This window comes from Brachybacterium sp. SGAir0954 (assembly GCF_005490785.1).
GTDB lineage: Bacteria > Actinomycetota > Actinomycetes > Actinomycetales > Dermabacteraceae > Brachybacterium > Brachybacterium rhamnosum.
In genome coordinates this window covers 1,380,114-1,400,383 of record NZ_CP027295.1, presented here as the reverse complement: position 1 = coordinate 1,400,383, position 20,270 = coordinate 1,380,114, and the positions used below count along the sequence as shown (strand labels likewise).

Here is a 20,270-nt window from a genome sequence, read left to right as displayed (position 1 = left end):
CCCCCACCGCGCGGTGACGGGGCCCTTCGGCATGCCCTCTAGGAGGTCCCCTTGACCAGCGTCGCAGTGCCCGACAACGACCTCGCACCGAACATGCCCTCCCGTGAGGTCACTATCTCGGCGTCCAACATCACCGAGGGCGGCGTCTCCCTGCGTGGGCAGTGGGTGAACTTCGCCCTGTCCGACTCGATCGACGTCACGCCCGGCGGCGACATGGTCGCCCGCACGTCGCAGAAGATCACCCTCGACTCCGCCGGAAACGGCCGGATCCGTCTCCCCGTCTACGACACCAGCCACGGGAAGGGCTGGGAGCACGACAAGGACTGGGCGATCATCGTCACCACCTCGTGGGGATCGTCGAAGGCGATCCGTGTCCCCGCCGGTTCCGGATCGATCCCCCTGTCGCATCTCCCCGCGGTACGGCCCCTGTCCCGGAGCGAGATGCGCTACGCGGTCACCGGCGTCGGTATCACTGTCGGTGTCGGCTCCACCCCCGGGCAGGCGTCCGGCACCGCCACCCTCGACGGGGGCATCCTCCGCCTCGGCCTCACCGTCCCCCCGTCCGGCCCCCACACCCACCCGACGGGCGACATCACCGGCCTCGCTTCGGCCCTCGCGGACCTCAAGCTCACGAAGGGCGCACCCGCAGGCGCGAACTTCAACACCTACTACACCGACGCGCACTCCGGCCACTGGTACTTCTCCGCCGCCGCGGCCGCCGGGATGTCCGGCCTCCCCGCCGGATTCACCGACAAGGCCGGGTCGATCCTCGTCCTCGGCTCCCCGTCCCGCGTGGCGACGCAGATCTACTTCCCCTACGGGTACTTCTCCACCGAACCGCTCCGGCGCACTATCACCACGATCGCGAGCAACACCTGGTCCCCGTGGGAGCCCATCGGCGGAACCCCCGACCCGGTCACCCCGTTCACCCGCGGGACGATGCCGCTGAACTCGAACATCAACGACTGGTGGGGCACGGACCGCAACGGCCTGTGGCACATGACCATCTCGTCATCAAACACCGTCACCGGTCTCCCCGACGGGATGCAGGGGCGGAACGGCCAGCTGCTCGTCCTCGCGTCGTCGCTCGGCGTGTCCACGCAGATGTATTTCCCCTACGCCTACTACGGCGGCGGGCCGATGATCCGCCAGACCACGAACGCCGGAACTCACACGTGGAGCGACTGGGCGGCGCTGGGCGGCACGCCGACCAGCAGCACCGGGTCCGGCCCTTGGACCCAGCACACGATGCGGCAGACGCGGTTCATGTCTGCGATGAACGGCCCCATCAGCACCGGGAAGAAGGCCGCCGTCGCACTCCGCTTCGACCACGGCCTGCTGAACTTCCGCGACAAGGTGCTGCCGCTGGTGAAGGCCCGCGGCATCAAGGTCTCCCAGGCCTACAACCCCCGCAACTGGCACTACCCCGAGAACGCCGGCGTCACTGCGACCGACCTGAACTCGTGGGTCGCCGCCGGCGACGTGGAGATCTGGAACCACTCGGCGTCCCATCAGGGAGCGGAGACCGAGGAGGAGCTCTACACGCAGATCGTCACTGGCCTCGCCGAGGTCGAGGCCGAGCTCCCTGCCGCCGCGGGGAAGGTGTGGGGCTGGTGCCCGCCGGGCGTCAGCACCGGCGACTACATGGGCTACCAGGACGGCCGCACCCCCGAGGGATGGGACTCGTATGCCGGGAACCTGATCCTGCAGCGCCACGCTGTCGCCTCTGGGTACCTGTCGGGGACGCAGATCCGCCCTCTCGACGGGACTATCCGCGACGGCCAGGGGCACTACACGATGGACTCCCTGAGCGTCGCCACGATCAAGGGCTACATCGACACGGCGATCTCCCGGAAGGCCGGCGTGCAGCTCATGCTTCACCCCTCCCAGCTGGACCTCGCGGGGAAGCTGACGACGGCGCAGTTCACGGAGATCCTCGACTACATCGTCGCGAAGCGGACCGCCGGGGACCTCGTCACCCTGTCTCCGTACCAGCTCACCGTCGCCGACTCCCGATTCTGACCCTGGCCGCCACGATCTGGTGGCGGCCCCTCTCGCCCGAAAGGGGCCCTCATGGCACTGCCCACCAACGCGGGAACCGGGCTCGTCACCGGACGGTTCATCGTCGGCGTCGCGGACGGTGACGACGCGGACTTCGAGCCTGACGGCATCCCCGCCCAGGGCACCGTCACGTTCGTCGCGTCGGTCCCGTACGTCCCGGACCCGACGGCGGCCCCGGACCCGACGACGATCCTGCAGGTGCCGATCATCGCGGTCCTCGACGAGGACGGCTACCTGTGCACCCCCGACCCGCTCGCCCCGACGTATGCCGGCGCGCAGGGCATCCGCCTCATCGCAACTGACGACCCGGACTTCTCCGTCGTCGACTGGACATGGAACGTGACCTACGCGTTCCAGCCCGTGAACGGCGTGACTCCCCGCATCGACGCTCACGCCATGGCCCTCCCGAGCGGCTCGACCGTCGACCTCGCGTCCGTGGTGCGTGTTCCTTCGACGGGCGGGATCGGCACCGAGCAGGCCGAGGCCCTTGCCGCGCAGGCCGCGGCATCCGCCGCAGCTGCAGCCGCCGCGGCACAGGAGGCCGCGGAGATCCTCGCAGAGGGGATCCCCGGCCCCGAGGGCCCGCCGAACACCCTCACCGTCGGCACCGTCTCAACCTCCGCACCGGGTGCCGCCGCGGTCGCCACGATCACTGGCCCCGCACCCACCCAGACGCTGTCGCTCACCCTGCCCCGCGGAGAGCCCGGCCCCCAGGGCCCCTCCGGCGATGGCGGCTTCGACGCGACCGTCGCCTGGGACGCCTACGTCTCGGCCGTCTCCTGAACCTCCCTCCCCACCCCAGAAAGGGGCCCTGATGGCCACCGACTTCGAGCTCTTCCAGCGCATCGGGAAGGACGTGAAGGGACGGCTCCCTGTCGCCACGGACGGCAGCGTGACCGTGGCTGGGACGCCGCTCAAGCCGCTCGCCAACGCCACCGGGTACGCGTACACCATCACCGACGAAGCGGGACGGATCGCACTGGGCGTGACGGATGATGGACGCGTGCACTCACAGCCCACTGATTCCTCCGGCGTCACCGAGGTCCATGCGTTCATCCTCGCCGGCCAGTCCAACATGTCCGGCCGCGCTCGCCCCTTCACTGGCCGCGACACTCCGGATCGGCGGGTGTTCCAGTACGGCGCAACGCATCGCATCATCGAACGCGCGAGCGTCCCCCTCGACATGCACGACACCCCGGCCGGCATGTCCTACGCGACCGTGTTCGCCCGCGAGTACCTCGCCACGCAGCCCGAGGGCGTCGCCGTCCTGCTGATCCCCACCGCTCACGGCGGCACGGGTTTCACCACCACCACGGAGAACCCTCCGCCGGCGGGAATGGTCACACATGCCGGTGGCACGTGGCAGGTCGGCTACACCGGCTCGGCAGTGAACCTCTACGACCTCATGCTCGCGCAGACCGCCGAGGCCATCACCGCCGGCACATCGGCGTTCGGCGTCACCCCGGTCGTGAAGGGTCTCCTGTGGCACCAGGGTGAGGCCGATGCGATGAACTCCGTCGCCGAGGCGACCTACTCGGGATACCTGGACGCGCTCATCGACGGGACCCGTGCCGCGCTCGGGAACAGTCGCCTCCCCGTCGTCATCGGTGGCATGTCCCCGGACTGGTCCGACACGTACGCGACCGCCGGGCCGATCATCAACGCCCTCACCGCGATGGTCGTCGTCAACGCGAACGTCGCCTACCACAAGGGCATCCCCGGAACCGGCCGCGTCGGCGACGAGATTCACTACGGTCTCGACGGCATCGACCGGCTCGGTCGGGACGCTCTGCGCGCCTACTACGCCGCGATCGCGAACCACTCCGACTACACCCTCGAGCCGCCCCCGACCGCGACCGCGACCCGCGTCGGATCGACGATCACCGTCTCCTGGGAGCGGCCCATGTGCCGCGTCTCCCACTACGACGTGCAGTGGCGGGCGAACGGCGGCGCGTGGACCGAGATCGCGTTCCCCTCCACCCACCGCCGCGAGGCGACTATCACCACCGCCCCCACGACCGGCGTCGAGGTCCGTGTCGGCACTGATCTTCTCGGCACCGTCGCATGGGGCCGACCCGTAACCGTGATCGGAGGCTGACCATGGGGCTCGACATGCGCCTCCCCACCGTGTTCACCAGCTCGGCAGGACTGCCCGTCCGCACCGGCTGGGAGGACAACTTCGACCGCGCCGACTCCACCGCGCTCGGCGTAACCACCATCGGACGCCGACCGTGGACGGTCCTCAAGGCCACCACCGCAACCGACGTCGTCCCCCGGATCCTGTCCAAGCAGCTCGCCTCGGCGGGCGCGACCGGCTACGTGGTCGCGTCGGCTGACGCCGGCACCGCTGACGTGCGCATCGAGGCGACGATCACCGTCCTCGACGCGTCCTCGTCGCTCGCCCCGAACATGCGCCTCGCCGTCCGATGCGTCGCCGCGGAGACCCCGCACTTCGTGTCCCTCCGGTGGACGAACACCACCGGCGTCCTCACCCTGAACTCCTACGTCCCGGGGCAGACGGGCGTGACCGTGAACTCGGCTGCGCAGGGGAACCTTCTCGGTCGCAGGATCGCGCTGCAGGCGGTGGGTGACGTCTTCTCCGGCTACCTGGACGGGGTGCAGGTCATCCCGGACACGACGATCCCAGGTCTCTCCGGGTACACCCGGCACGGGATCCAGGCGAACAACTCCGCGAACGCGGTCCGCTTCGACAACATGACCGTCACGCCCGTCTGACCTACCACGCACCTGCCAGGCCCCGCGACCGCCACGGTCCGGGGCCTTTCTCATGCCCAGGAGGCACCCCATGACCGACCAGCCCATCGACACGGACCTCACGCCCGAGGAGGCCGGGATCTGGGACCAGGGCTTCGACCCGGAGGACGCACCCGCGCCCCTCACGGGTGACGAGCTCACCCAGGCCCTCGCCGAGATCGACACGGACGCCCCCGCCGATCTCGCCACCGACGAGGAGGTGCAGCCGTGAAGGACTTCGCCACCGCGCGCGCGGACTACATCTCCTGGCACCAGGACCAGCTCCGCAAGGGGCCGTGGGAGGTCCCCGCGGGCTCGAACCGCAACCGCTACTCCCGCTCGCTCGGCCGGCCGGCGCAGGCGTGGTGCGTGGACTACGCGCAGGCGGGCCTCGAGGCGACCGGATCCGGCGGCGGGATCATCCCCACCGCGTCGACGCGCGCGCACATCGCGTGGGCGAAGACCACGGGCCGCTACCGGTCCCGAAACCGTCCCGCGCTCGGCGCGCTCGCCGCGGTCGCGAAGAACGGCACCTCCGTCCACACGGACGGGTGCGTCGTGAAGGCGTCCACGTCCCGGCTCCTCGCGATCGGTGGCAACACCTCCAACCGCGGCGGCAGCACGGCGGACGGCGGCGGCGTCTACCTCAACGACCGCACGTACATGCTCGGCTCCGGCACCTATCGGATCTACGGGTACACGGTCCCGTTCTTCGGCCTCACCCGTGAGGACGTGCTCGAGATCCAGGGGAAGCTCGGCGTGACCCGGACCGGGTACATGACCGCGGCCACGGTCGCCGCGGTGCGGGCCTTCCAGAAGCGCAGCGGCCTCGTCGCCGACGGCTTCCCGGGGCCGACGACCTTCTCCGCCCTCACCCTCGGCTCAGGCGGTGGGAAGGGTGCCGCGGCGAAGCCGGCCGCGAGCTCCACCTCGTCCCGGCTCGCCGAGGATGGGATCTTCGGCACCGCGTCGGCGAAGGCCCTCGAGGGCCGCCTCGGCCTCAAGCAGGACGGGGCCCTCGACGCCGCCGACATCCGTGCGTGGCAGAAGCACGAGGGCACCTTCGTGGACGGCGTGATCAGCGGGCAGGTGACCGCGATCGACCGTGCGTTCCCCGCGGTCAAGGACTCCCAGATCACGCGCGGCGGCGGCGGCTCGAACCTCCTCCGTGCCGTCCAGCGGAACCTCAACGTGACGCCGGTCGACGGGTACGGCGGCCACGATCTCGCGAAGGCCATGCAGCACGCGATCAACACGAACCCGACCGCGTTCAAGGCGAAGGGCTGACCCCGTGGCCCGCCACTTCGCGAAGTCCTTCGAGCGGGTCGTCCGCATCGCCGCCTACGTCGCCCTCCTCATCAGCGGCATCGGCGTGCTCGTGTGGACCCCGCAGTCCTACGAAGGCATCTCCCTGGCCTTCACCTACGCATGGGGGATCTTCCAGGTCCTCGGCGGGGGCGTGGCCTTGATCGCGCTGCTCGCCCGCCGGGTTCTGTGGGAGTGGCGGGTCGTGCTCGTCGCGGCCCTCGGGGTCGGCTTCTACGCCGGCCTGTCCTGGGTGCAGGTGCTCACCGAAGCCGCCGTGCACACCGCCCGCGCCGGCGACATCACCGCCCTGTTCCTCCTCCTCGTCGCACGCTGGGCGATGCTCTGGGTGAAGGTGGAGGAGGCCGAGGCCGTCGAGCGCGCCCGCAATCTCTCCGAGCGCGACGAGGAGGTCTGATGGAGGTCCTCGTACAAGCGATCGTCGCTCTGGTCTCCGCCTTCCTCCTGTTCCTCGGCACGGTCGTCACCGTCCGCGGGAAGGCCAGCGGTGACCAACCGAAGGTGACCAGCGAGCAGGTCGAGGCATCGAAGGACCCCGGCGTGGAAGCGCTCGCGCTGGCCCTGTCCATGTCCCGGCGCGTGGAGAAGCTCGAGGAGTCCAACGCCCGATTGGTCGTGCAGAACAAGCTCTTCCGCCGGGTGCTGCTCGAGGTCGCTGACCTCCTGCGGAAGATCCCCCCGCTCCCGCACGACACGATCCTCGCTCACATCCTCGACCGTCTCCCCGACCTCGGAGAGGACAACGACTGATGCCACCACCCTCCGACCCTTCCCTGTGGCTCGACATCCTCCGCGGGATCAACGCCGCCACGGCCCTCTACGTGCTGATCCTCGCCGCCCTCCTCGCCCCGTGGTGGACACGCCTCGACATGACCCTCCGCTTCCTCCTCCTGGGGATGCTCGCCCTGTCCACCGTCCTCGGCTGGGGAGCGCTCGAGAGCCTCCTCCGGGACGTCCCCGGCGGATCCCGCACCATCGCCGCCGTCCCCGCCCACCTGTGGACCTGCGTCGGCGTCACCCTCGCCTACCTCAAGCACCGCACCAAGGAGACCCCGTGAACACCCATCGCGCCACTGCCACGCAGACCGCCTACCCGTGGCGGGCGACCCTCCGCACCGTCCTCTGGGCGGTCGTGGCGTTCGCGGCCATGGCCCCGCTGATCTACTCCGCGGCCGCCGGCGGCGACCCCGAGCAGGCCGTCGGCTGGGTCGCCACTGCCCTCGGCATCCTCGCCGGCATCCAGCGCGTCATGACCCTCCCCGTCGTCGACGCCTTCCTCCACCGGTACGTACCGTGGCTCGCCGCGACCCCCGAGGACCGGGCCGATGGCTGACACAGGCCTCATCTGGCAGTGCCGGCGGTGCGGGTCCATGTGGACCTCCGACGCGGCCCGCCGGGAATGCGAGCTCGAGGACGACCTCGCCGACCGCGACGCACGACGACGATCACGATCATGATGATGGCGCCCCTGCTTCGACCCTCGCGGGTTGGAGTGGGGGTGCTTTCGTGCGTCAGGGGCTCCGCCTACTGTTCCGCCATGACATTCGTAGGTACTTGGCTCGTGATGGTCGGCTCCGGGCTGGCTCTGCTGCAGGCCGCATGGATCATCTTCGACATCGGTCGCAGACGGGCACAGCTCCGGGCGGAGCGTGAAGCCTCCGAGGCTCGAAAGGAGGAGCTCACCGAGGTCGTCGAACAACTCCGTGAACGGTGGGGAGACCAAGCGGCTGAGATCGACAACTTTGAGGACCTGCCGGGATACACGTCGTCCGAAGAGCTCGATGCGCTTCGCGAGCGCAGGCGCTCCATTAGGGCAGCTCAAAGCGGCGACGACTGGATACATTCGTGGAACTACTTCGGACGACAGAACACCCACAAGCACCGGGAGCTCCGCGAGGTCGAGCAGGAGTGGCGACGAATCTGGACCACGGGGGTCTTCGGACTCGGCGGAGCGGTCATGAGCCTCGCCGGAGCGGTCCTACTCGCACTCGCCACAACGTAGTCCCCGGGCGGGGCCCCTCATGCCCGCTCAGCCCGCTCCATCCGCTCGACCCAGTCCGCGTGCCAGTCGCACACCATGATCGGCTGCTCGCCGTCCTCGAGGCGCAGCTCGAGAACCATCGGCACCGTCCCGGGTGCGGTGCAGTCGAAGAGGTCGCAGGCGTCCATGGCGGGGAACGCTACCCGTCCGGGTGGACCTGGTGCCAGGCCTGCAGCCACTCCGGCGCGAGCCGCTTCGGATTCGTCTGGAGCTTCGCCGTCGCGAGGTCGATGTGCGCGAGCAGCCAGCCGAACATGCGAGCCTCCACCTCGTCGGTCCGCCCCACCCACTCGTCGGCCCGGAGGAGCAACTCGTGCCCGCCCGTGCTCACGCGCACCGAGTACGCCGGCAGTGATGGCTCCAGGTCCGAGTGCGTCCACTCCACCTCAGGACCGTCCAGTGTGACCCCGTACCGGATCACCAGACCCGCCACGTGCTGCTGCACAGCCTGGTGAGCCAGGTACACGGCATGCCGCCCCTCGAAGGGCCCGCTCTCGTCGCTCACGCCTCCACCTGCCTCGCGCGGAGCTCATCAAGGCGGGCCGCGTGCACGGCCGTGGGCCGCGTCCGGGAGGGCACCAGATGCCCGTAGACCCCAGTGGTGGTGGCGATGTCCCGGTGCCCGAGCGCACGGGACACCTCGAAGATGTCCGCGCCCTGGGAGAGCATGTAGGACGCGGCGAAGTGCCGGAGCCCATGGATCTTCGGCGCGGGATCGAGGCCTGCGCGCGCGACCGCTGGCGCCCAATGGGAGCGGTGGAAGGTGTGGTACACGATCTCCTTGCCGCGCGTGTTGGTAAACACGAAGTCCCCCTCGTCGCCGCGGTCACCCAGAGCCTTGATCACTGCCTTGGTCGTCTCGATGCGCCGGCGGCCCTGTCGCGTCTTCGGCGTACCGAGAATCCTCTTGTGCCCCTCCTCATCATGCTTCCACGCCTGCCGCACGTCGATGTGCTTCTCGTGCACGTCCCGCCACTGCAGGGCAGTCGCCTCACCCCAGCGCATCCCCGTCGCGGCGAGCAGCCAGACGAGCGGCTTATAGCGATCGGTCATCGCGGTGTGGAGAGCCAGGAACTCACCGTCGGTGAGGATCTCGAGCTCTGCGCGGTCGACCTTCGGAAGTCGGACACCCTTCGCGGAGTTCACGGGCACCTGCCCTCGCGAGAGTGCATGCCCCAGGATCGTGGACAGGAGGCCGTGCTCGTTGCGGAGCGTCTTCGGTGACACCTCCGCCGAGCGGTGCCTGGCCCACTTCTCGACGTCGGCCTTGTCGATGAGCTCGACGGGCAGGATTCCGAAGTCCCTCTCGAGGCCGCTCCGTGTGAGGATTCGGCGGTACTCGTTGGCCGTCGCGGGAGAGATGTCGGGTGCGGAGAGGATGTACGCCTCGAGCACCTCCGGGAGCGTGATGCGGGACGCGTTCAGTGCTGCACTGCGCTTCAGCTTGGCCGCTTCGCCGCCAATGCGGTCGACCAGCGAGGCGAAGGACACGGCGTCATCTGCGGTTTCGAAGGTCTCGACCGTGGGATTGGCGCCCGGCTTGGCACGGAAGCGGACGCGGTACGCGGTGGTTCCGTCACGTCGTTCGCGGGTCTCGATGGTGGCCATGTGACCCCTCCTGTGTCCTGGGCTGTGTACCTAAGACTACCGGAGGGGTCAGACATTCGGCCTGACCTGCATCAACAGCAGTACCCCCAACGGGATTCGAACCCGTGTCGCCGGCGTGAAAGGCCAGTGTCCTGGGCCGCTAGACGATGGGGGCCCGGGGCAGCGAGCTGCCCGGGCCGAGCATACCCATGCCCGAGACCCGCGTGCGAGACGTCCCCGCCGCGATGCGGCGCACCCGACACCGTCGGCGCCTCCGGGGCCACCGGGACCACCGGGCCGGAACCCGGCGAAGCCGCCGCGCGCCCCGCGCCACGACCCTAGGGTGAGGACTGCCGGCCACCCGCCGGCGCCGCCGCCGTCCCAGGACCGCCTCCGTCCCGAGAAAGAGGAACCGATGCCGTCCGAGAACCCGGATCTCGCCATCGCCCAGGCCGCGGCGCTGCGCCCCATCGCCGAGATCGCCGCCCGCGCGGGTATCCCCGAGGAGGCGCTGATCCCCCACGGCCACCACATCGCGAAGGTGGACCGCTCGCGCGTGACCCCGTCGGGCGGCACCGGGAAGCTCGTGCTCGTCTCCGCCATGTCCCCCACCCCCGCGGGCGAGGGGAAGTCGACGACGACCGTGGGCCTCGCCGACGCCCTCTCCCTCGCCGGGAGGCGGACCATGGTCGCGCTGCGGGAGCCGGCGCTCGGCCCCGTGATGGGCGTCAAGGGCGGCGCGACCGGCGGCGGCCACGCCCAGGTGGTGCCGATGGAGAACATCAACCTCCACTTCACGGGCGACTTCCACGCGATCCAGATCGCGAACAACACGCTCGCCGCCCTCGTGGACAACCACCTCCACCAGGGCAACGAGCTCGGCATCGATCCCCGTCGGGTCCAGTGGCGGCGCGTCGTCGACGTCAACGACCGCGCCCTGCGCCATGTCGTCGTCGGCCTCGGCGGCCCCACCCAGGGCGTGCCGCGCGAGGACGGCTTCGACATCGTCGTCGCCTCGGAGATCATGGCGATCCTGTGCCTCGCGACCGACGTCGCCGACCTCGAGCGCCGCATCGCCCGGATCGTCGTGGGCTTCCGCTACGACCGCTCCCCCGTCACCGCCGGCGACCTCGGCGTCGCGGGCGCGATCACGCTGCTGCTCAAGGACGCGCTGCTGCCGAACCTCGTGCAGACCCTCGGCGGCACCCCCGCACTCGTGCACGGCGGCCCCTTCGCGAACATCGCCCACGGCTGCAACTCCCTCGCCGCGACCCGCCTTGCCCTGGACCTCTCCGAGGTGGTCGTCACCGAGGCCGGCTTCGGCTCGGACCTCGGGGCGGAGAAGTTCCTCGACATCAAGGCCCGCCTGGGCGGCCTCCACCCCGACGCGGCGGTGCTCGTCGCGACGGTGCGGGCGCTGAAGATGCACGGCGGCCTCGCGAAGGACGACCTCGCCGCGGAGGACGTCGACGCCGCTCTGCGCGGCACCGCGAACCTGCGCCGCCACGTCGAGAACCTGCGGCGCTTCGGCCTGGAGCCCGTCATCGCCCTGAACCGCTTCCCCACGGACACCGAGGCCGAGATCGACGCGGTGCTCGACTGGGCCCGCGGGCAGGGATGCCGGGCGGCGCTCTCCGAGGTGTGGGCCTCCGGCGGCGAGGGCGGGCGCGCCCTCGCCGAGGAGGTCCTCGCCGTGCTCGAGGAGGGCTCGGACTACCGCCCGCTCTACGACCCCGCCGACGGCGTGGAGGCCTCGATCCGCACGATCGCGACCGAGGTCTACGGCGCGGGCGAGGTGCTCCTGACCGACCGCGCCCCCGCCCAGCTGCGGATGCTGCGGCGCCACGGCTGGGACACGCTCCCCGTGTGCATGGCGAAGACGCAGTACTCCTTCTCCGAGGACCCGACCGCGCTCGGCGCCCCGGACGGCCACACGCTCCACGTGCGCGACCTCGTGCCGCGGATCGGCGCGGGCTTCGTCGTCGCGCTCACCGGCGCGGTGATGACCATGCCGGGGCTGCCGAAGGAGCCGGCCGCCCTGCGCATGGGGGTCGAGGCCGACGGCACCGCCCGCGGGCTCTTCTGACGGACCTCATCGATCCCGCGCCGGGAGGGGGTCAGCGGCGCGCGTCGCGCTCCGCGACCTCCTCGGCCTCGCGCTCGGTCTCGTCGCCCAGGTCGAGGTCGTAGCTCTCGGGGTCCGGGCCGAGGCCGTCGTCCTCGTCCTCGGGCTCGTCCCAGTTGCGGTCGATGACGGCGCCCGCGGCGTCCTCCGCCGCGACGACGTTCTCGGGGAAGCGGTGGTCCTCCGCCTGCGCCGCGAGGCCCTCGTGCGGGTCGTCGCCCTCGTCGAGGAAGCCGTCCTCGTCGTCGTCCTCGTCGCCCGCGTCCGCGAGGCGCGGGGTGAGCTCGTCGATCGCGTACTCGCCCCCGCGCACGAAGCCGCGGCGGAACGCGGCGCGGCCCACCATCGTGCTCGCCACGGGGACCGTGAGCATCTGCGCGACGAGCACGAGCACGAGCATCCCCGCGAGCGCCCAGGAGCCCACGAGCAGGGCGACGCCGCCGAACACGAGCATGAGCCCCAGGGTCTGCGGCTTCGAGGTCGCGTGCATGCGGGCGAGCACGCCGTCGAAGCGGTGCAGGCCCACGGCGGCGACGACCGTGAGCAGCACGCCGAGGGACATGAGCGCCACGGCGAGGATCTCGAGCGCGGTCATCGCGGGCCCTCCTCACGGCCGAAGCCCTCAACGAGCTCGTCGTCCTCGTCCACCGGCCCCGGTCCGCCGTCGGCGTCCTCGTGGGCGTTGACGGGGATCTCCTCCCCCACCTCGACGTCCTGCCAGGTGTTCGCGCCGTCGGCCGCACCGCCGTCGGCCCCCTCGGGACTGTTCCCGTCGTCCCCGCCGGCGACCCTCCCGGGCTGCTCGAGGTCGAGCGCCCGGAATCCGCCCGTCGCGGAGGCCTCCCCGTGCGTGCGCCGGCCCGCGCGTGCCGGGTCCTCGCGCGCCACGAAGCGCGCGAAGGTGACGGTGCCGATGAAGGCGAGGCCCGTGAGGGTGAGCATCGAGGGCACGGCCCAGGCGGCGTGGGCGTGCGCCGTGTACAGGGCGAGGGCGAGCACCAGCAGCACCACGAGCATGTCGGTGGCGACGGCGCGGTCCAGGATCGTGGGGCCGATGATCATGCGCACCACGACCGCGATCGCGGTGAGGGCGAGCACGCCGCCGAGCACGAGCAGGGCGATGTCGACGGGGGTCATCGCAGTCCCGCCTCCTCGAGCACCTCGCGGCGGGCGAGGGCGAGCAGCAGCCGCCGCTCCTGCGCCCGGGTCGCCTCGCGCTGCGCCTCCGCCTGCTCCTCGTCCGCCGCGCCGATGACGTGGAGGAAGAGGGTGCCCGTGGCCCGCTGCGCCTCGACCACGACGGAACCGGGGATGAGGGTCGCGAGCACGGCGGTCATGGTGAGGAAGAAGTCGGAGCGGCTCGCGAGGGTCACCGCGATCACCGAGCTCGGCGGCTGTCCCGCGGGTCGGATCGCGTACCAGCCCACCTGGACCGCGGAGACCATGAGGTCGGCGAGGAAGCGCACGAGGAACGACGCGAAGCGCAGCGGCCGCAGCGTCAGCTCGTGGCCGACGGGCGGCATCGGGAACAGCACCATGACGAGCGCCGCGACGAGCAGGCCGCCGAGGACCGTCTTGAGGTCGACCGCGCCCCACAGCAGGCACCACACGGCGACCGCCAGGAGCAGCCCCACCCAGGAGCGGCGCAGGTCGCCGAACGTGCGGGTCATCGCTCCACCACCTTCTCGCCGGCGTCGTCGATGCGGTAATGGAGCTCACCGGCGGCCTCGTCACCGAGCACCGCGGAGACGTACGGGGTGCGCTCGAGCACGGCGCGGGCGGCCTCGTCGGAGTAGGTCATGAGCGGGCCCGCGGCCAGCGTGAGCCCCACCGAGAAGGCCACGAGGGCGGTCGTCGCCCCCGTCATCACGCGCGGCACGGGATGGTCGTTCGCGATGACGTCCTCCGAGGGCGCCTGCCAGAAGGCGCGGTTCCAGATCTTCGCGATCGCGTACAGGGTGAGCAGGCTCGTCAGCACGCTCGCCCCCACCAGGATCCAGCCGGCGGGCCGGTCGTAGGCGATGCCGGCCTCGACGAGCCCCACCTTGCCGATGAAGCCGGAGAACGGCGGGATGCCCGCGAGGTTCATGGCGGGCACGAAGAACAGCACCGCGATCACGGGCGCGGCCTTCGCGAGACCGCCCAGCCGCGCGAGGTTCGTGGTGCCGCCGCGCTGCTCGATGAGACCCGCGACCAGGAACATCGTGGACTGCACGGTGATGTGGTGGGCGACGTAGAAGATCGTCGCCGTCATGCCCAGGCGGGTGCTCACGCCGAGGCCGAGCAGCATGTAGCCCATGTGGGAGACGAGGGTGAAGGACAGCACGCGCTTGAGGTCCGTCTGCGCGACCGCGCCGAGGATGCCGATCACGAGGCTCAGCGCGGCGGCCGCGAGGAGCAGGTTCGACAGCTGCGAGGCGGGGAAGAGCAGCGTCTCCAGGCGCAGGATCGCGTAGATGCCGACCTTGGTGAGCAGGCCCGCGAAGACCGCTGTGACGGGCGCCGGCGCGGTGGGGTACGAGTCCGGCAGCCAGGCGCTCAGCGGGAAGATCGCGGCCTTGATCGCGAAGGCGACGAGCAGCAGCAGCTCGAGCACCATCCGCGTGCCCTCCTGCAGGCCGTCGAGCCGCACCGCGAGCATCGCCATGTTGACGGTGCCGGTCGCGGCGTAGATCGCGGCGATCGCGGAGAGGAAGATGACGGAGCTCAGCAGCGAGACGATGACGTAGGTCGTCGCGGCGCGCACGCGGCTCGCGGAACCGCCCAGGGTGAGCAGCACGTAGCTCGAGGCGAGCAGCACCTCGAAGCCCACGTAGAGGTTGAACAGGTCCCCCGCGAGGAAGGCCATGGACACCCCCGCGACGAGCGCGAGGTACGTGGGGTGGTAGATCGCGACCGGGGTGCGCTCGGAGTTCTCGGCGACCGTCTGGCCGCTCGAGTAGAGCAGCACCGCCAGGGTCACCGCGCTCGAGACGAGCAGCATGAGCGCGGTGATCCGGTCCGCGACCAGCACGATCCCCTGCGTGGGGGTCCAGTCGCCGATCTGGAGGACGAGCACGCCGCTCGCGGGGACCAGCGCGATGAGCGCGATCGCGACCGCGAGGATCGCGGCGAGGGTGAGGATCGTGAGCCACAGCTGGACCTTGTGGCGGTGGCGCAGCAGCAGGGTCGCGGCCGCCCCGGCGAGCGGCAGGACGACGGGGAGGGCGAGGAGCAGCTCCATGTCTCAGGCCTCCCCTCTGCCGTCGCGGTGGTGGTGGTCGGTCTCGACGGCGGGCCCGGCGCCGGGCGCCTGGGCGGGATCCCCCGTGGTCGGCGCGCTGTCGGTCTCGTCGGGGCCGCCGGGATCCTCGGGTCCGTCGGGCTCGTCGCGCGCACCCGCGGCCCCGGCGGGCCGGCGCGCGGGTCGCGCCTCGCCCTCGTCGGCCTCGGTCGCGTCCTGCGGGACGTCCTCGGCGCCGGAGAGGTCGTCGCCCAGCGGGTCCTCGGGCCGGCCCGCCTCCTGCGAGCGGCGCAGCGCACCGCGGCGCGCCTCCTCGCTCAGGGCCTGCGACCACGGGAGGTCGTCGGCGTCCCCGCTGCGGCGGCGGCTGCGGCGCAGCACGCGGCGGTCCTCGACGTCGTCGGGGACCTCGTCGTGGCCGAAGAGCTGCCAGGCCCGGTAGGCGAGGGCCATGCCGAAGGCGGTCACGCCGAGCGAGATGACGATCGCGGTGAGCACCATCGCGAGCGGCAGCGGGTCCGTCATCTCCGACGGCTCCGCCGTGCCCTCGAAGGGCGGCGTGCCGGGACGGCCGGCCGCGACGACGAACAGCAGGTTCACGCCGTTGCCGAGCAGCACGAAGCCGAGCACCACGCGGGTGAGGGTGCGTTCGAGGACGAGGTACACGCCGCAGGCGATGAGCACGCCGGCGGTGAGCAGGAGGGCGAGGCTAACGGACATCGGACTCCGCCTCCTGCTGCTGGTCGATCTGCGCGCCGAGGGTGCGCAGGAAGTCGAGGATCACGCCGAGGACCACGAGGTACACGCCCACGTCGAAGAGCAGGGCGCTCGGCAGGTGGACCTCGCCCAGCAGCGGCACGTGCAGGACCGGGGTGACGGTCTGGAAGATCGTGCCGCCGAACAGCAGCGGCAGCACCGCGGCGGCGGAGGCGATCGCCATGCCGGTGCCGAGCACGAGGCCCGCCTGGACGGGCGCGGCCTCGGTGAGCTCGTAGCGGCCGCCCGCGAGATAGCGCAGGGTCAGAGCGAGACCGGCGACGAGGCCGCCCGCGAACCCGCCGCCGGGCAGGTTGTGGCCCGCCATGAGCAGGTACACGGAGAACATCATCATCACCGGGAAGGCGAGGCGGGTGATGACCTCGAGGATCACCATGCGGCGCTCGGGGGCGAGGGTCAGGCCCGCGGAGAGCCAGGTGCGCCAGCGGTTCGCGCCGGTGACCTCGTCGGTGCGGGCGTCGAAGTTCAGGACGTTCTGCGGGAGCGGGGTGTCCGGGTGGCGGCGCCAGATCGAGGCGCCCGCGGTCAGGTCCCGCACGCGGGAGATGCCCTGCTCGCGGCGGGTGACGAAGATGAGGGAGGCGACGCCGGTCGCGACCACGAGCAGCACGGTGATCTCGCCGAAGGTGTCCCACACGCGGGCGTCGACGAGGGTCACGTTGACGACGTTGTGCCCGCCGCCGGAGGTGTAGGCGGGCTCGATGAGCTCGGGGCCCAGCGGGTCGAGGTAGCGGGCGTCGGCCGCGTAGAGCGCCGCGCCGCAGAGGGTGACGGCCGTGCCGATCGCGATCCCCCAGCGCCCGATCGCCCCGATCCTCAGCGGTCGGCGCGAGAAGTGCAGGGGCAGGCGGCGCAGGACCAGCACGAGCACGACCGTCATCGCGGTCTCGACGAGCACCTGGGTGAGGGCGACGTCCGGGGCACCGGAGACGAGGAACAGGACGGCGACGCCGTAGCCGGTGACGGAGATGAGGAAGACGGCCCGCAGCCGGCGCCGGGAGCGGGCCGCGCCGATCGCGGCGAGCGCGGCGACCGGGAGCACGAGCAGCTCGACCGGCGAGTGGAAGGGCACGAGGTTCTGCGGCAGCGGGGCCTGGGTGAGCGCGACGGGGACGGTCAGCGCGATCATCACGACGAGCATCGTGCCGAGCGTGTACGGCAGGGAGCCGCGCTGGAACAGCGGGGTCACGGCGACGGCGAGCGCGTCGACGCCGCGCATCGTGCGGCGGAACAGGCGCTCCGCGTCGAGGAACTCCTGGAGCCCCTCGCGCGCCCAGGTCATCGGGGAGACCGCACGCTGGAGCCGCTGCACCGGGCGGGCGGCGACCGCGAGCAGCGCGCCGAGGCCCAGGGTGACCACGGACGCCAGGAGCGGTACCCCCAGGTGGGGCACGACGAGCAGGTGGGCGTGGGTCTCCTGCTCCGGCAGCACCGCGGCCGCGCCGGCCAGCAGGTCCTCGAGCGGCCCCGCGAGGGCGACGAGCACCACCGAGAGCGCCGCGATCGCGGCAGGCGGCAGCCAGAACAGCACGGGGATCTGCGGGGTGCGGGCGCGCGGGGCACCGGCGGAGCGACCGAAGGCGCCCTGCACGAAGCGCCACGAGTAGGCGACGGTGAGCACGGAGCCCGCGACGAGCGCGACGAGCAGGCCCCGCTGGTAGGCGCCGCCGTACCAGAGCGCCGTGTACACGGACTCCTTCGCGACGAAGCCCAGCAGCGGCGGCACCGCGGCCATCGAGGCGGCCGAGACGATGCCGATCACGGCGACGACGGGCACGGCGCGCCCCACCCCGGAGAGGACGCGCAGGTCACGGGTGCCGAACTTCTTGTCGATGATCCCGACGACCATGAACAGGGGCGCCTTGAACACGGCGTGAGCGACGAGCATCGCGAGCCCCGCGAGCACCGCGTCCTGCGTGGCGAGGGCGCCGATCGCGGCGAGGAAGCCGAGCTGGGAGACGGTGCCGTAGGCGAGCAGGAGCTTGATGTCCGTCTGCCGCAGGGCGCGCCACCCGCCCAGCAGCATCGTCGCCGCCCCGATCACCGAGACGACGACCTGCAGCACGTCGAGCACGGACAGCGCCGGGGCGAGGCGCAGGATCAGGTACACGCCGGCCTTCACCATCGCGGCGGCATGGAGGTAGGCGGAGACGGGGGTGGGCGCGGCCATCGCGCCGGGCAGCCAGAAGTGCGTGGGCACGAGCGCGGACTTCGACATGGCGCCCGCGAGCACGAGCACGACGGCGGTGACGAGGTACGGGCCGGGGGCGGACCACATCGGGTCGGTGAGGATCGCGGAGAGCCGGAGGGACCCGGCGGCCTGGCCCAGCATCAGCAGGCCCACGAACATCGCGAGGCCGCCCGCGGTGGTCGAGACGAGCGCGTTCATCGCGGCGCGGCGTGAGGACTGCTTCTCCTGGTAGTGCCCGATGAGCAGGTAGGAGAAGACGGTCGTGAGCTCCCAGAAGGTGTAGAGCACCATGACGTCGTCCGCGAGGACGAGGCCCACCATCGCGCCGGCGAAGGCGGTGAGCACCCCGGCGAAGCGCCCCAGCGCGGGCTCGGTGTCCTTGAAGTAGCGGGCGCAGTACAGGAGCACGATCGCGCCGATCCCGGTCGCGATGAGCGCGAGCACCCAGCTCAGCGTGTCCACACGGAAGGCGAGCCCGATCCCGAAGGCCGGGATCCAGTCCGCGGAGATGTCGACCGGGGCGCTCGCGAGGGACGCCGGGTCGAAGGCCGTGGCGAGCCAGAGCGCGGAGCCCGCGGGCACGAGCGCGAGCGGGTAGAAGGCGTTGCGGCCCAGCATCCTCACCAGCAGCGGCGCGAGGAGCGCGGCGAGCAGATGGGCGAGGAGCATGAACAGCATGCGGTCTCCGTCCATCGCGGGGGAAAGGGCCTCGTCCAGTCTACTGTCCGGGGTCCGCCCCCTCCCGCCGTCCGGGACACTTCTCACTCTCGGCGAACACGGGCATCCTGCGCCGGCGCCCGCGGGCTTCGTACAGTGACCCCATGCCCGCGACCTCGCGCCCCGCCGCCCCCCGCTCCCTGCGCCGCGCGGTCACCGCCTTCGCGCTCTGGGACGGCGGGATGTCCGCCTTCAGCTCGGTGATCCTCACCTTCGTGTTCTCGACCTACGTCGCGAGCGCCGTCGCCGCGGAGGGCGCCGTGGGCGACGCCGCGGTGAAGGCGGCGCAGGACCACGGATCCCAGGTCCTCACCACCTGGCAGGCCGTCGGCGCGGTCGCGATCGCGCTGCTCGCCCCGCTCCTGGGGAACCTCGCGGACCGCGGCGGGGTGCGCAACGCCCTGCTGCGGATCACCACGCTCGCGACCGTCGCGATCGTCGCCCTCATGCCCACGGTCGCCCGGGACGCGGACTTCCTGGTCTGGGGCGCGGTCCTCATCGCGCTCGGCGTCGTGACGAGCGAGCTCGCGGGGGTGTTCGTGAACTCGGTGCTGCCGGAGATCTCCACGCCCGCGAACCGCGGCCGCATCTCGGGGACCGCGTGGGCGGTGGGCTACTGGGGCTCGATCGTGTGCCTGGGCGTGGTGCTGGTCGGCTTCGTCATGCCGGGCACGGGCCTGCTCGGGATCACGGGCGAGGCGGGCTGGAACCTGCGGGCGATCCCCGTGTTCGTCGCGCTGTGGATCCTCGCCCTGACCCTGCCGCTGCTGCTGTGGGCGCCCCGCCACGAGGCCCTCGAGCCCGTGGCGCGGTGGACGCCCTGGCAGGGCTACGCCGACATCGTCCGTCGCGTGGTGCGGGCGGTGCGTGAGGAGCCCGTCATGCTGCAGTACCTCGTGGCCTCGGCGATCTACCGCGACGGCCTGGGCGCCGTGTTCTCGATCGCGGGCGTGCTCGCGGCGAACGCGTACGGCTTCACGACCGTCGAGGTGATCGTGTTCGGCATCGCCGCGAACCTCGTCGCCGGGATCGGGGTGTTCCTGGGCGGCCGGATCGACGACGCCGTGGGGCCGCGGCCGGTGATCATCGGCGGCTGCGCGGCGATCGTGGTGCTGGGCCTCGTGGTCCTGTTCCTGCCGGCGACGGCCGTGTTCTGGGTCGCGGGCCTCGCGATCTGCCTCTTCGTGGGCCCGGTGCAGTCCGCCTCGCGGAACCTGCTCACGCGCCTCTCGCAGCCCGGCCGGGAGACGGAGAACTTCGGCCTCTACGCGACGACGGGCCGAGCGCTGGGCTTCCTCGGCACGGCGGCCTTCGCGCTCGTGGTCTGGATCGCGCAGGACACCCGCACCGGGATCCTCGGGATCGTCGTCGTCATCGCGATCGGCCTGCTGGCCTTCGTGCCGATCCGCCTGGGCGGCGCGGGGCGCGCGGCCTCCGCCTCGGTCTGAGCCCCGCTCGGGCGAGGACA

Annotated in this window: 22 protein-coding genes and 1 tRNA gene; 13 read left to right on the top strand and 10 right to left on the bottom strand. The window is 71.6% G+C overall.

Going from position 1 to position 20,270, the window contains the following annotated elements; translation table 11 throughout:
- Nucleotides 1-51: 51 nt before the first annotated feature.
- From C1N80_RS06125 to C1N80_RS06075, 11 genes are all read left to right on the top strand, one after another.
- Nucleotides 52-2,022 (top strand): polysaccharide deacetylase family protein, encoded by a 1,971-nt coding sequence (locus tag C1N80_RS06125; RefSeq protein ID WP_137769970.1) that lies wholly within the window; start codon nt 52-54, stop codon nt 2,020-2,022.
- 51 nt (nt 2,023-2,073) lie between these two features.
- Nucleotides 2,074-2,844 carry a hypothetical protein gene (locus C1N80_RS06120; protein ID WP_137769969.1) on the top strand — a complete coding sequence of 257 codons (771 nt, stop codon included), beginning with the start codon at nt 2,074-2,076 and terminating at the stop codon, nt 2,842-2,844.
- A gap of 31 nt (nt 2,845-2,875) precedes the next feature.
- Nucleotides 2,876-4,159, top strand: a complete 1,284-nt coding sequence (locus tag C1N80_RS06115; protein WP_168198034.1) for a sialate O-acetylesterase — start codon at nt 2,876-2,878, stop codon at nt 4,157-4,159.
- Between the two features lie 14 nt (nt 4,160-4,173).
- Nucleotides 4,174-4,797 carry a hypothetical protein gene (locus C1N80_RS06110; RefSeq protein ID WP_137769967.1) on the top strand — a complete coding sequence of 208 codons (624 nt, stop codon included), beginning with the start codon at nt 4,174-4,176 and terminating at the stop codon, nt 4,795-4,797.
- Between the two features lie 70 nt (nt 4,798-4,867).
- Nucleotides 4,868-5,047, top strand: a complete 180-nt coding sequence (locus C1N80_RS06105) for a hypothetical protein (protein ID WP_137769966.1) — start codon at nt 4,868-4,870, stop codon at nt 5,045-5,047.
- Entirely contained in the window at nt 5,044-6,102 is a 1,059-nt protein-coding gene (locus C1N80_RS06100; RefSeq protein ID WP_137769965.1) for a peptidoglycan-binding protein, read from the top strand. The genes C1N80_RS06105 and C1N80_RS06100 overlap by 4 nt, the downstream gene beginning before the upstream one ends.
- A 4-nt stretch (nt 6,103-6,106) precedes the next feature.
- Nucleotides 6,107-6,538, top strand: a complete 432-nt coding sequence (locus C1N80_RS06095; protein ID WP_137769964.1) for a hypothetical protein — start codon at nt 6,107-6,109, stop codon at nt 6,536-6,538.
- Nucleotides 6,538-6,891, top strand: a complete 354-nt coding sequence (locus tag C1N80_RS06090; RefSeq protein ID WP_137769963.1) for a hypothetical protein — start codon at nt 6,538-6,540, stop codon at nt 6,889-6,891. The genes C1N80_RS06095 and C1N80_RS06090 overlap by 1 nt, the downstream gene beginning before the upstream one ends.
- Entirely contained in the window at nt 6,891-7,199 is a 309-nt protein-coding gene (locus C1N80_RS06085; RefSeq protein WP_137769962.1) for a hypothetical protein, read from the top strand. Before C1N80_RS06090 ends, C1N80_RS06085 begins: the two co-directional genes overlap by 1 nt.
- On the top strand, nt 7,196-7,474 hold the full coding sequence (locus tag C1N80_RS06080) for a hypothetical protein (RefSeq protein WP_137769961.1): 279 nt from the start codon (nt 7,196-7,198) through the stop codon (nt 7,472-7,474). The genes C1N80_RS06085 and C1N80_RS06080 overlap by 4 nt, the downstream gene beginning before the upstream one ends.
- Nucleotides 7,475-7,678: 204 nt before the next feature.
- Nucleotides 7,679-8,143 carry a hypothetical protein gene (locus C1N80_RS06075; protein ID WP_137769960.1) on the top strand — a complete coding sequence of 155 codons (465 nt, stop codon included), beginning with the start codon at nt 7,679-7,681 and terminating at the stop codon, nt 8,141-8,143.
- 17 nt (nt 8,144-8,160) lie between these two features.
- On the opposite strand, the gene C1N80_RS15430 is transcribed toward C1N80_RS06075, so the two are convergent.
- The 4 genes from C1N80_RS15430 to C1N80_RS06060 form a co-directional block, all read right to left on the bottom strand.
- A complete protein-coding gene (locus C1N80_RS15430; RefSeq protein WP_168198033.1) occupies nt 8,161-8,310 on the bottom strand; it encodes a hypothetical protein in 150 nt (49 codons plus the stop codon).
- Nucleotides 8,311-8,321: 11 nt separating this feature from the next.
- Nucleotides 8,322-8,687 (bottom strand): hypothetical protein, encoded by a 366-nt coding sequence (locus C1N80_RS06070; RefSeq protein ID WP_137769959.1) that lies wholly within the window; start codon nt 8,685-8,687, stop codon nt 8,322-8,324.
- Entirely contained in the window at nt 8,684-9,790 is a 1,107-nt protein-coding gene (locus C1N80_RS06065) for a site-specific integrase (protein ID WP_137769958.1), read from the bottom strand. The genes C1N80_RS06070 and C1N80_RS06065 overlap by 4 nt, the downstream gene beginning before the upstream one ends.
- An 81-nt stretch (nt 9,791-9,871) precedes the next feature.
- Nucleotides 9,872-9,944, bottom strand: a tRNA-Glu gene (locus tag C1N80_RS06060).
- A gap of 240 nt (nt 9,945-10,184) precedes the next feature.
- Here C1N80_RS06060 and C1N80_RS06055 point away from each other — a divergent pair.
- Complete coding sequence (locus C1N80_RS06055) at nt 10,185-11,855, top strand: formate--tetrahydrofolate ligase (protein WP_137769957.1); 1,671 nt, start codon at nt 10,185-10,187, stop codon at nt 11,853-11,855.
- Between the two features lie 31 nt (nt 11,856-11,886).
- Here the strand turns inward: C1N80_RS06055 and mnhG are convergent, their stop codons facing one another.
- Genes mnhG through C1N80_RS06025 form a run of 6 tightly spaced genes read right to left on the bottom strand, consistent with a single transcriptional unit; the run spans nt 11,887 to nt 18,763 of the window.
- Nucleotides 11,887-12,489, bottom strand: coding sequence for a monovalent cation/H(+) antiporter subunit G (gene mnhG, locus C1N80_RS06050; RefSeq protein WP_137769956.1), 603 nt, complete (start codon nt 12,487-12,489; stop codon nt 11,887-11,889).
- On the bottom strand, nt 12,486-13,031 hold the full coding sequence (locus tag C1N80_RS06045) for a monovalent cation/H+ antiporter complex subunit F (RefSeq protein ID WP_137769955.1): 546 nt from the start codon (nt 13,029-13,031) through the stop codon (nt 12,486-12,488). Before C1N80_RS06045 ends, mnhG begins: the two co-directional genes overlap by 4 nt.
- The gene (locus C1N80_RS06040; protein ID WP_137769954.1) at nt 13,028-13,564 is read right to left on the bottom strand and encodes a Na+/H+ antiporter subunit E; all 537 of its coding nucleotides are present in this window, start codon (nt 13,562-13,564) and stop codon (nt 13,028-13,030) included. Before C1N80_RS06040 ends, C1N80_RS06045 begins: the two co-directional genes overlap by 4 nt.
- Nucleotides 13,561-15,117, bottom strand: a complete 1,557-nt coding sequence (locus C1N80_RS06035) for a Na+/H+ antiporter subunit D (RefSeq protein ID WP_137769953.1) — start codon at nt 15,115-15,117, stop codon at nt 13,561-13,563. Before C1N80_RS06035 ends, C1N80_RS06040 begins: the two co-directional genes overlap by 4 nt.
- A 3-nt stretch (nt 15,118-15,120) precedes the next feature.
- Nucleotides 15,121-15,837, bottom strand: coding sequence for a Na(+)/H(+) antiporter subunit C (locus tag C1N80_RS06030; protein WP_137769952.1), 717 nt, complete (start codon nt 15,835-15,837; stop codon nt 15,121-15,123).
- Nucleotides 15,827-18,763: a Na+/H+ antiporter subunit A gene (locus C1N80_RS06025; protein ID WP_137769951.1), complete on the bottom strand. Its 2,937-nt coding sequence runs from the start codon at nt 18,761-18,763 to the stop codon at nt 15,827-15,829. The genes C1N80_RS06030 and C1N80_RS06025 overlap by 11 nt, the downstream gene beginning before the upstream one ends.
- A gap of 143 nt (nt 18,764-18,906) precedes the next feature.
- Between C1N80_RS06025 and C1N80_RS06020 the strand changes: the two genes are divergently transcribed.
- Nucleotides 18,907-20,250 carry an MFS transporter gene (locus C1N80_RS06020; RefSeq protein WP_137769950.1) on the top strand — a complete coding sequence of 448 codons (1,344 nt, stop codon included), beginning with the start codon at nt 18,907-18,909 and terminating at the stop codon, nt 20,248-20,250.
- Nucleotides 20,251-20,270: the final 20 nt, after the last annotated feature.

Coding starts and splice junctions, on each gene's coding strand:
- C1N80_RS06120 (WP_137769969.1), top strand. CDS start 2,074: ATGGCACTGCCCACCAACGCGGGAACCGGGCTCGTCACCGGACGGTTC.
- C1N80_RS06115 (WP_168198034.1), top strand. CDS start 2,876: ATGGCCACCGACTTCGAGCTCTTCCAGCGCATCGGGAAGGACGTGAAG.
- C1N80_RS06110 (WP_137769967.1), top strand. CDS start 4,174: ATGCGCCTCCCCACCGTGTTCACCAGCTCGGCAGGACTGCCCGTCCGC.
- C1N80_RS06105 (WP_137769966.1), top strand. CDS start 4,868: ATGACCGACCAGCCCATCGACACGGACCTCACGCCCGAGGAGGCCGGG.
- C1N80_RS06090 (WP_137769963.1), top strand. CDS start 6,538: ATGGAGGTCCTCGTACAAGCGATCGTCGCTCTGGTCTCCGCCTTCCTC.
- C1N80_RS06085 (WP_137769962.1), top strand. CDS start 6,891: ATGCCACCACCCTCCGACCCTTCCCTGTGGCTCGACATCCTCCGCGGG.
- C1N80_RS06075 (WP_137769960.1), top strand. CDS start 7,679: ATGACATTCGTAGGTACTTGGCTCGTGATGGTCGGCTCCGGGCTGGCT.
- C1N80_RS15430 (WP_168198033.1), bottom strand. CDS start 8,310: ATGGACGCCTGCGACCTCTTCGACTGCACCGCACCCGGGACGGTGCCG.
- C1N80_RS06065 (WP_137769958.1), bottom strand. CDS start 9,790: ATGGCCACCATCGAGACCCGCGAACGACGTGACGGAACCACCGCGTAC.
- C1N80_RS06055 (WP_137769957.1), top strand. CDS start 10,185: ATGCCGTCCGAGAACCCGGATCTCGCCATCGCCCAGGCCGCGGCGCTG.
- mnhG (WP_137769956.1), bottom strand. CDS start 12,489: ATGACCGCGCTCGAGATCCTCGCCGTGGCGCTCATGTCCCTCGGCGTG.
- C1N80_RS06045 (WP_137769955.1), bottom strand. CDS start 13,031: ATGACCCCCGTCGACATCGCCCTGCTCGTGCTCGGCGGCGTGCTCGCC.
- C1N80_RS06040 (WP_137769954.1), bottom strand. CDS start 13,564: ATGACCCGCACGTTCGGCGACCTGCGCCGCTCCTGGGTGGGGCTGCTC.
- C1N80_RS06035 (WP_137769953.1), bottom strand. CDS start 15,117: ATGGAGCTGCTCCTCGCCCTCCCCGTCGTCCTGCCGCTCGCCGGGGCG.
- C1N80_RS06030 (WP_137769952.1), bottom strand. CDS start 15,837: ATGTCCGTTAGCCTCGCCCTCCTGCTCACCGCCGGCGTGCTCATCGCC.
- C1N80_RS06025 (WP_137769951.1), bottom strand. CDS start 18,763: ATGCTGTTCATGCTCCTCGCCCATCTGCTCGCCGCGCTCCTCGCGCCG.
- C1N80_RS06020 (WP_137769950.1), top strand. CDS start 18,907: ATGCCCGCGACCTCGCGCCCCGCCGCCCCCCGCTCCCTGCGCCGCGCG.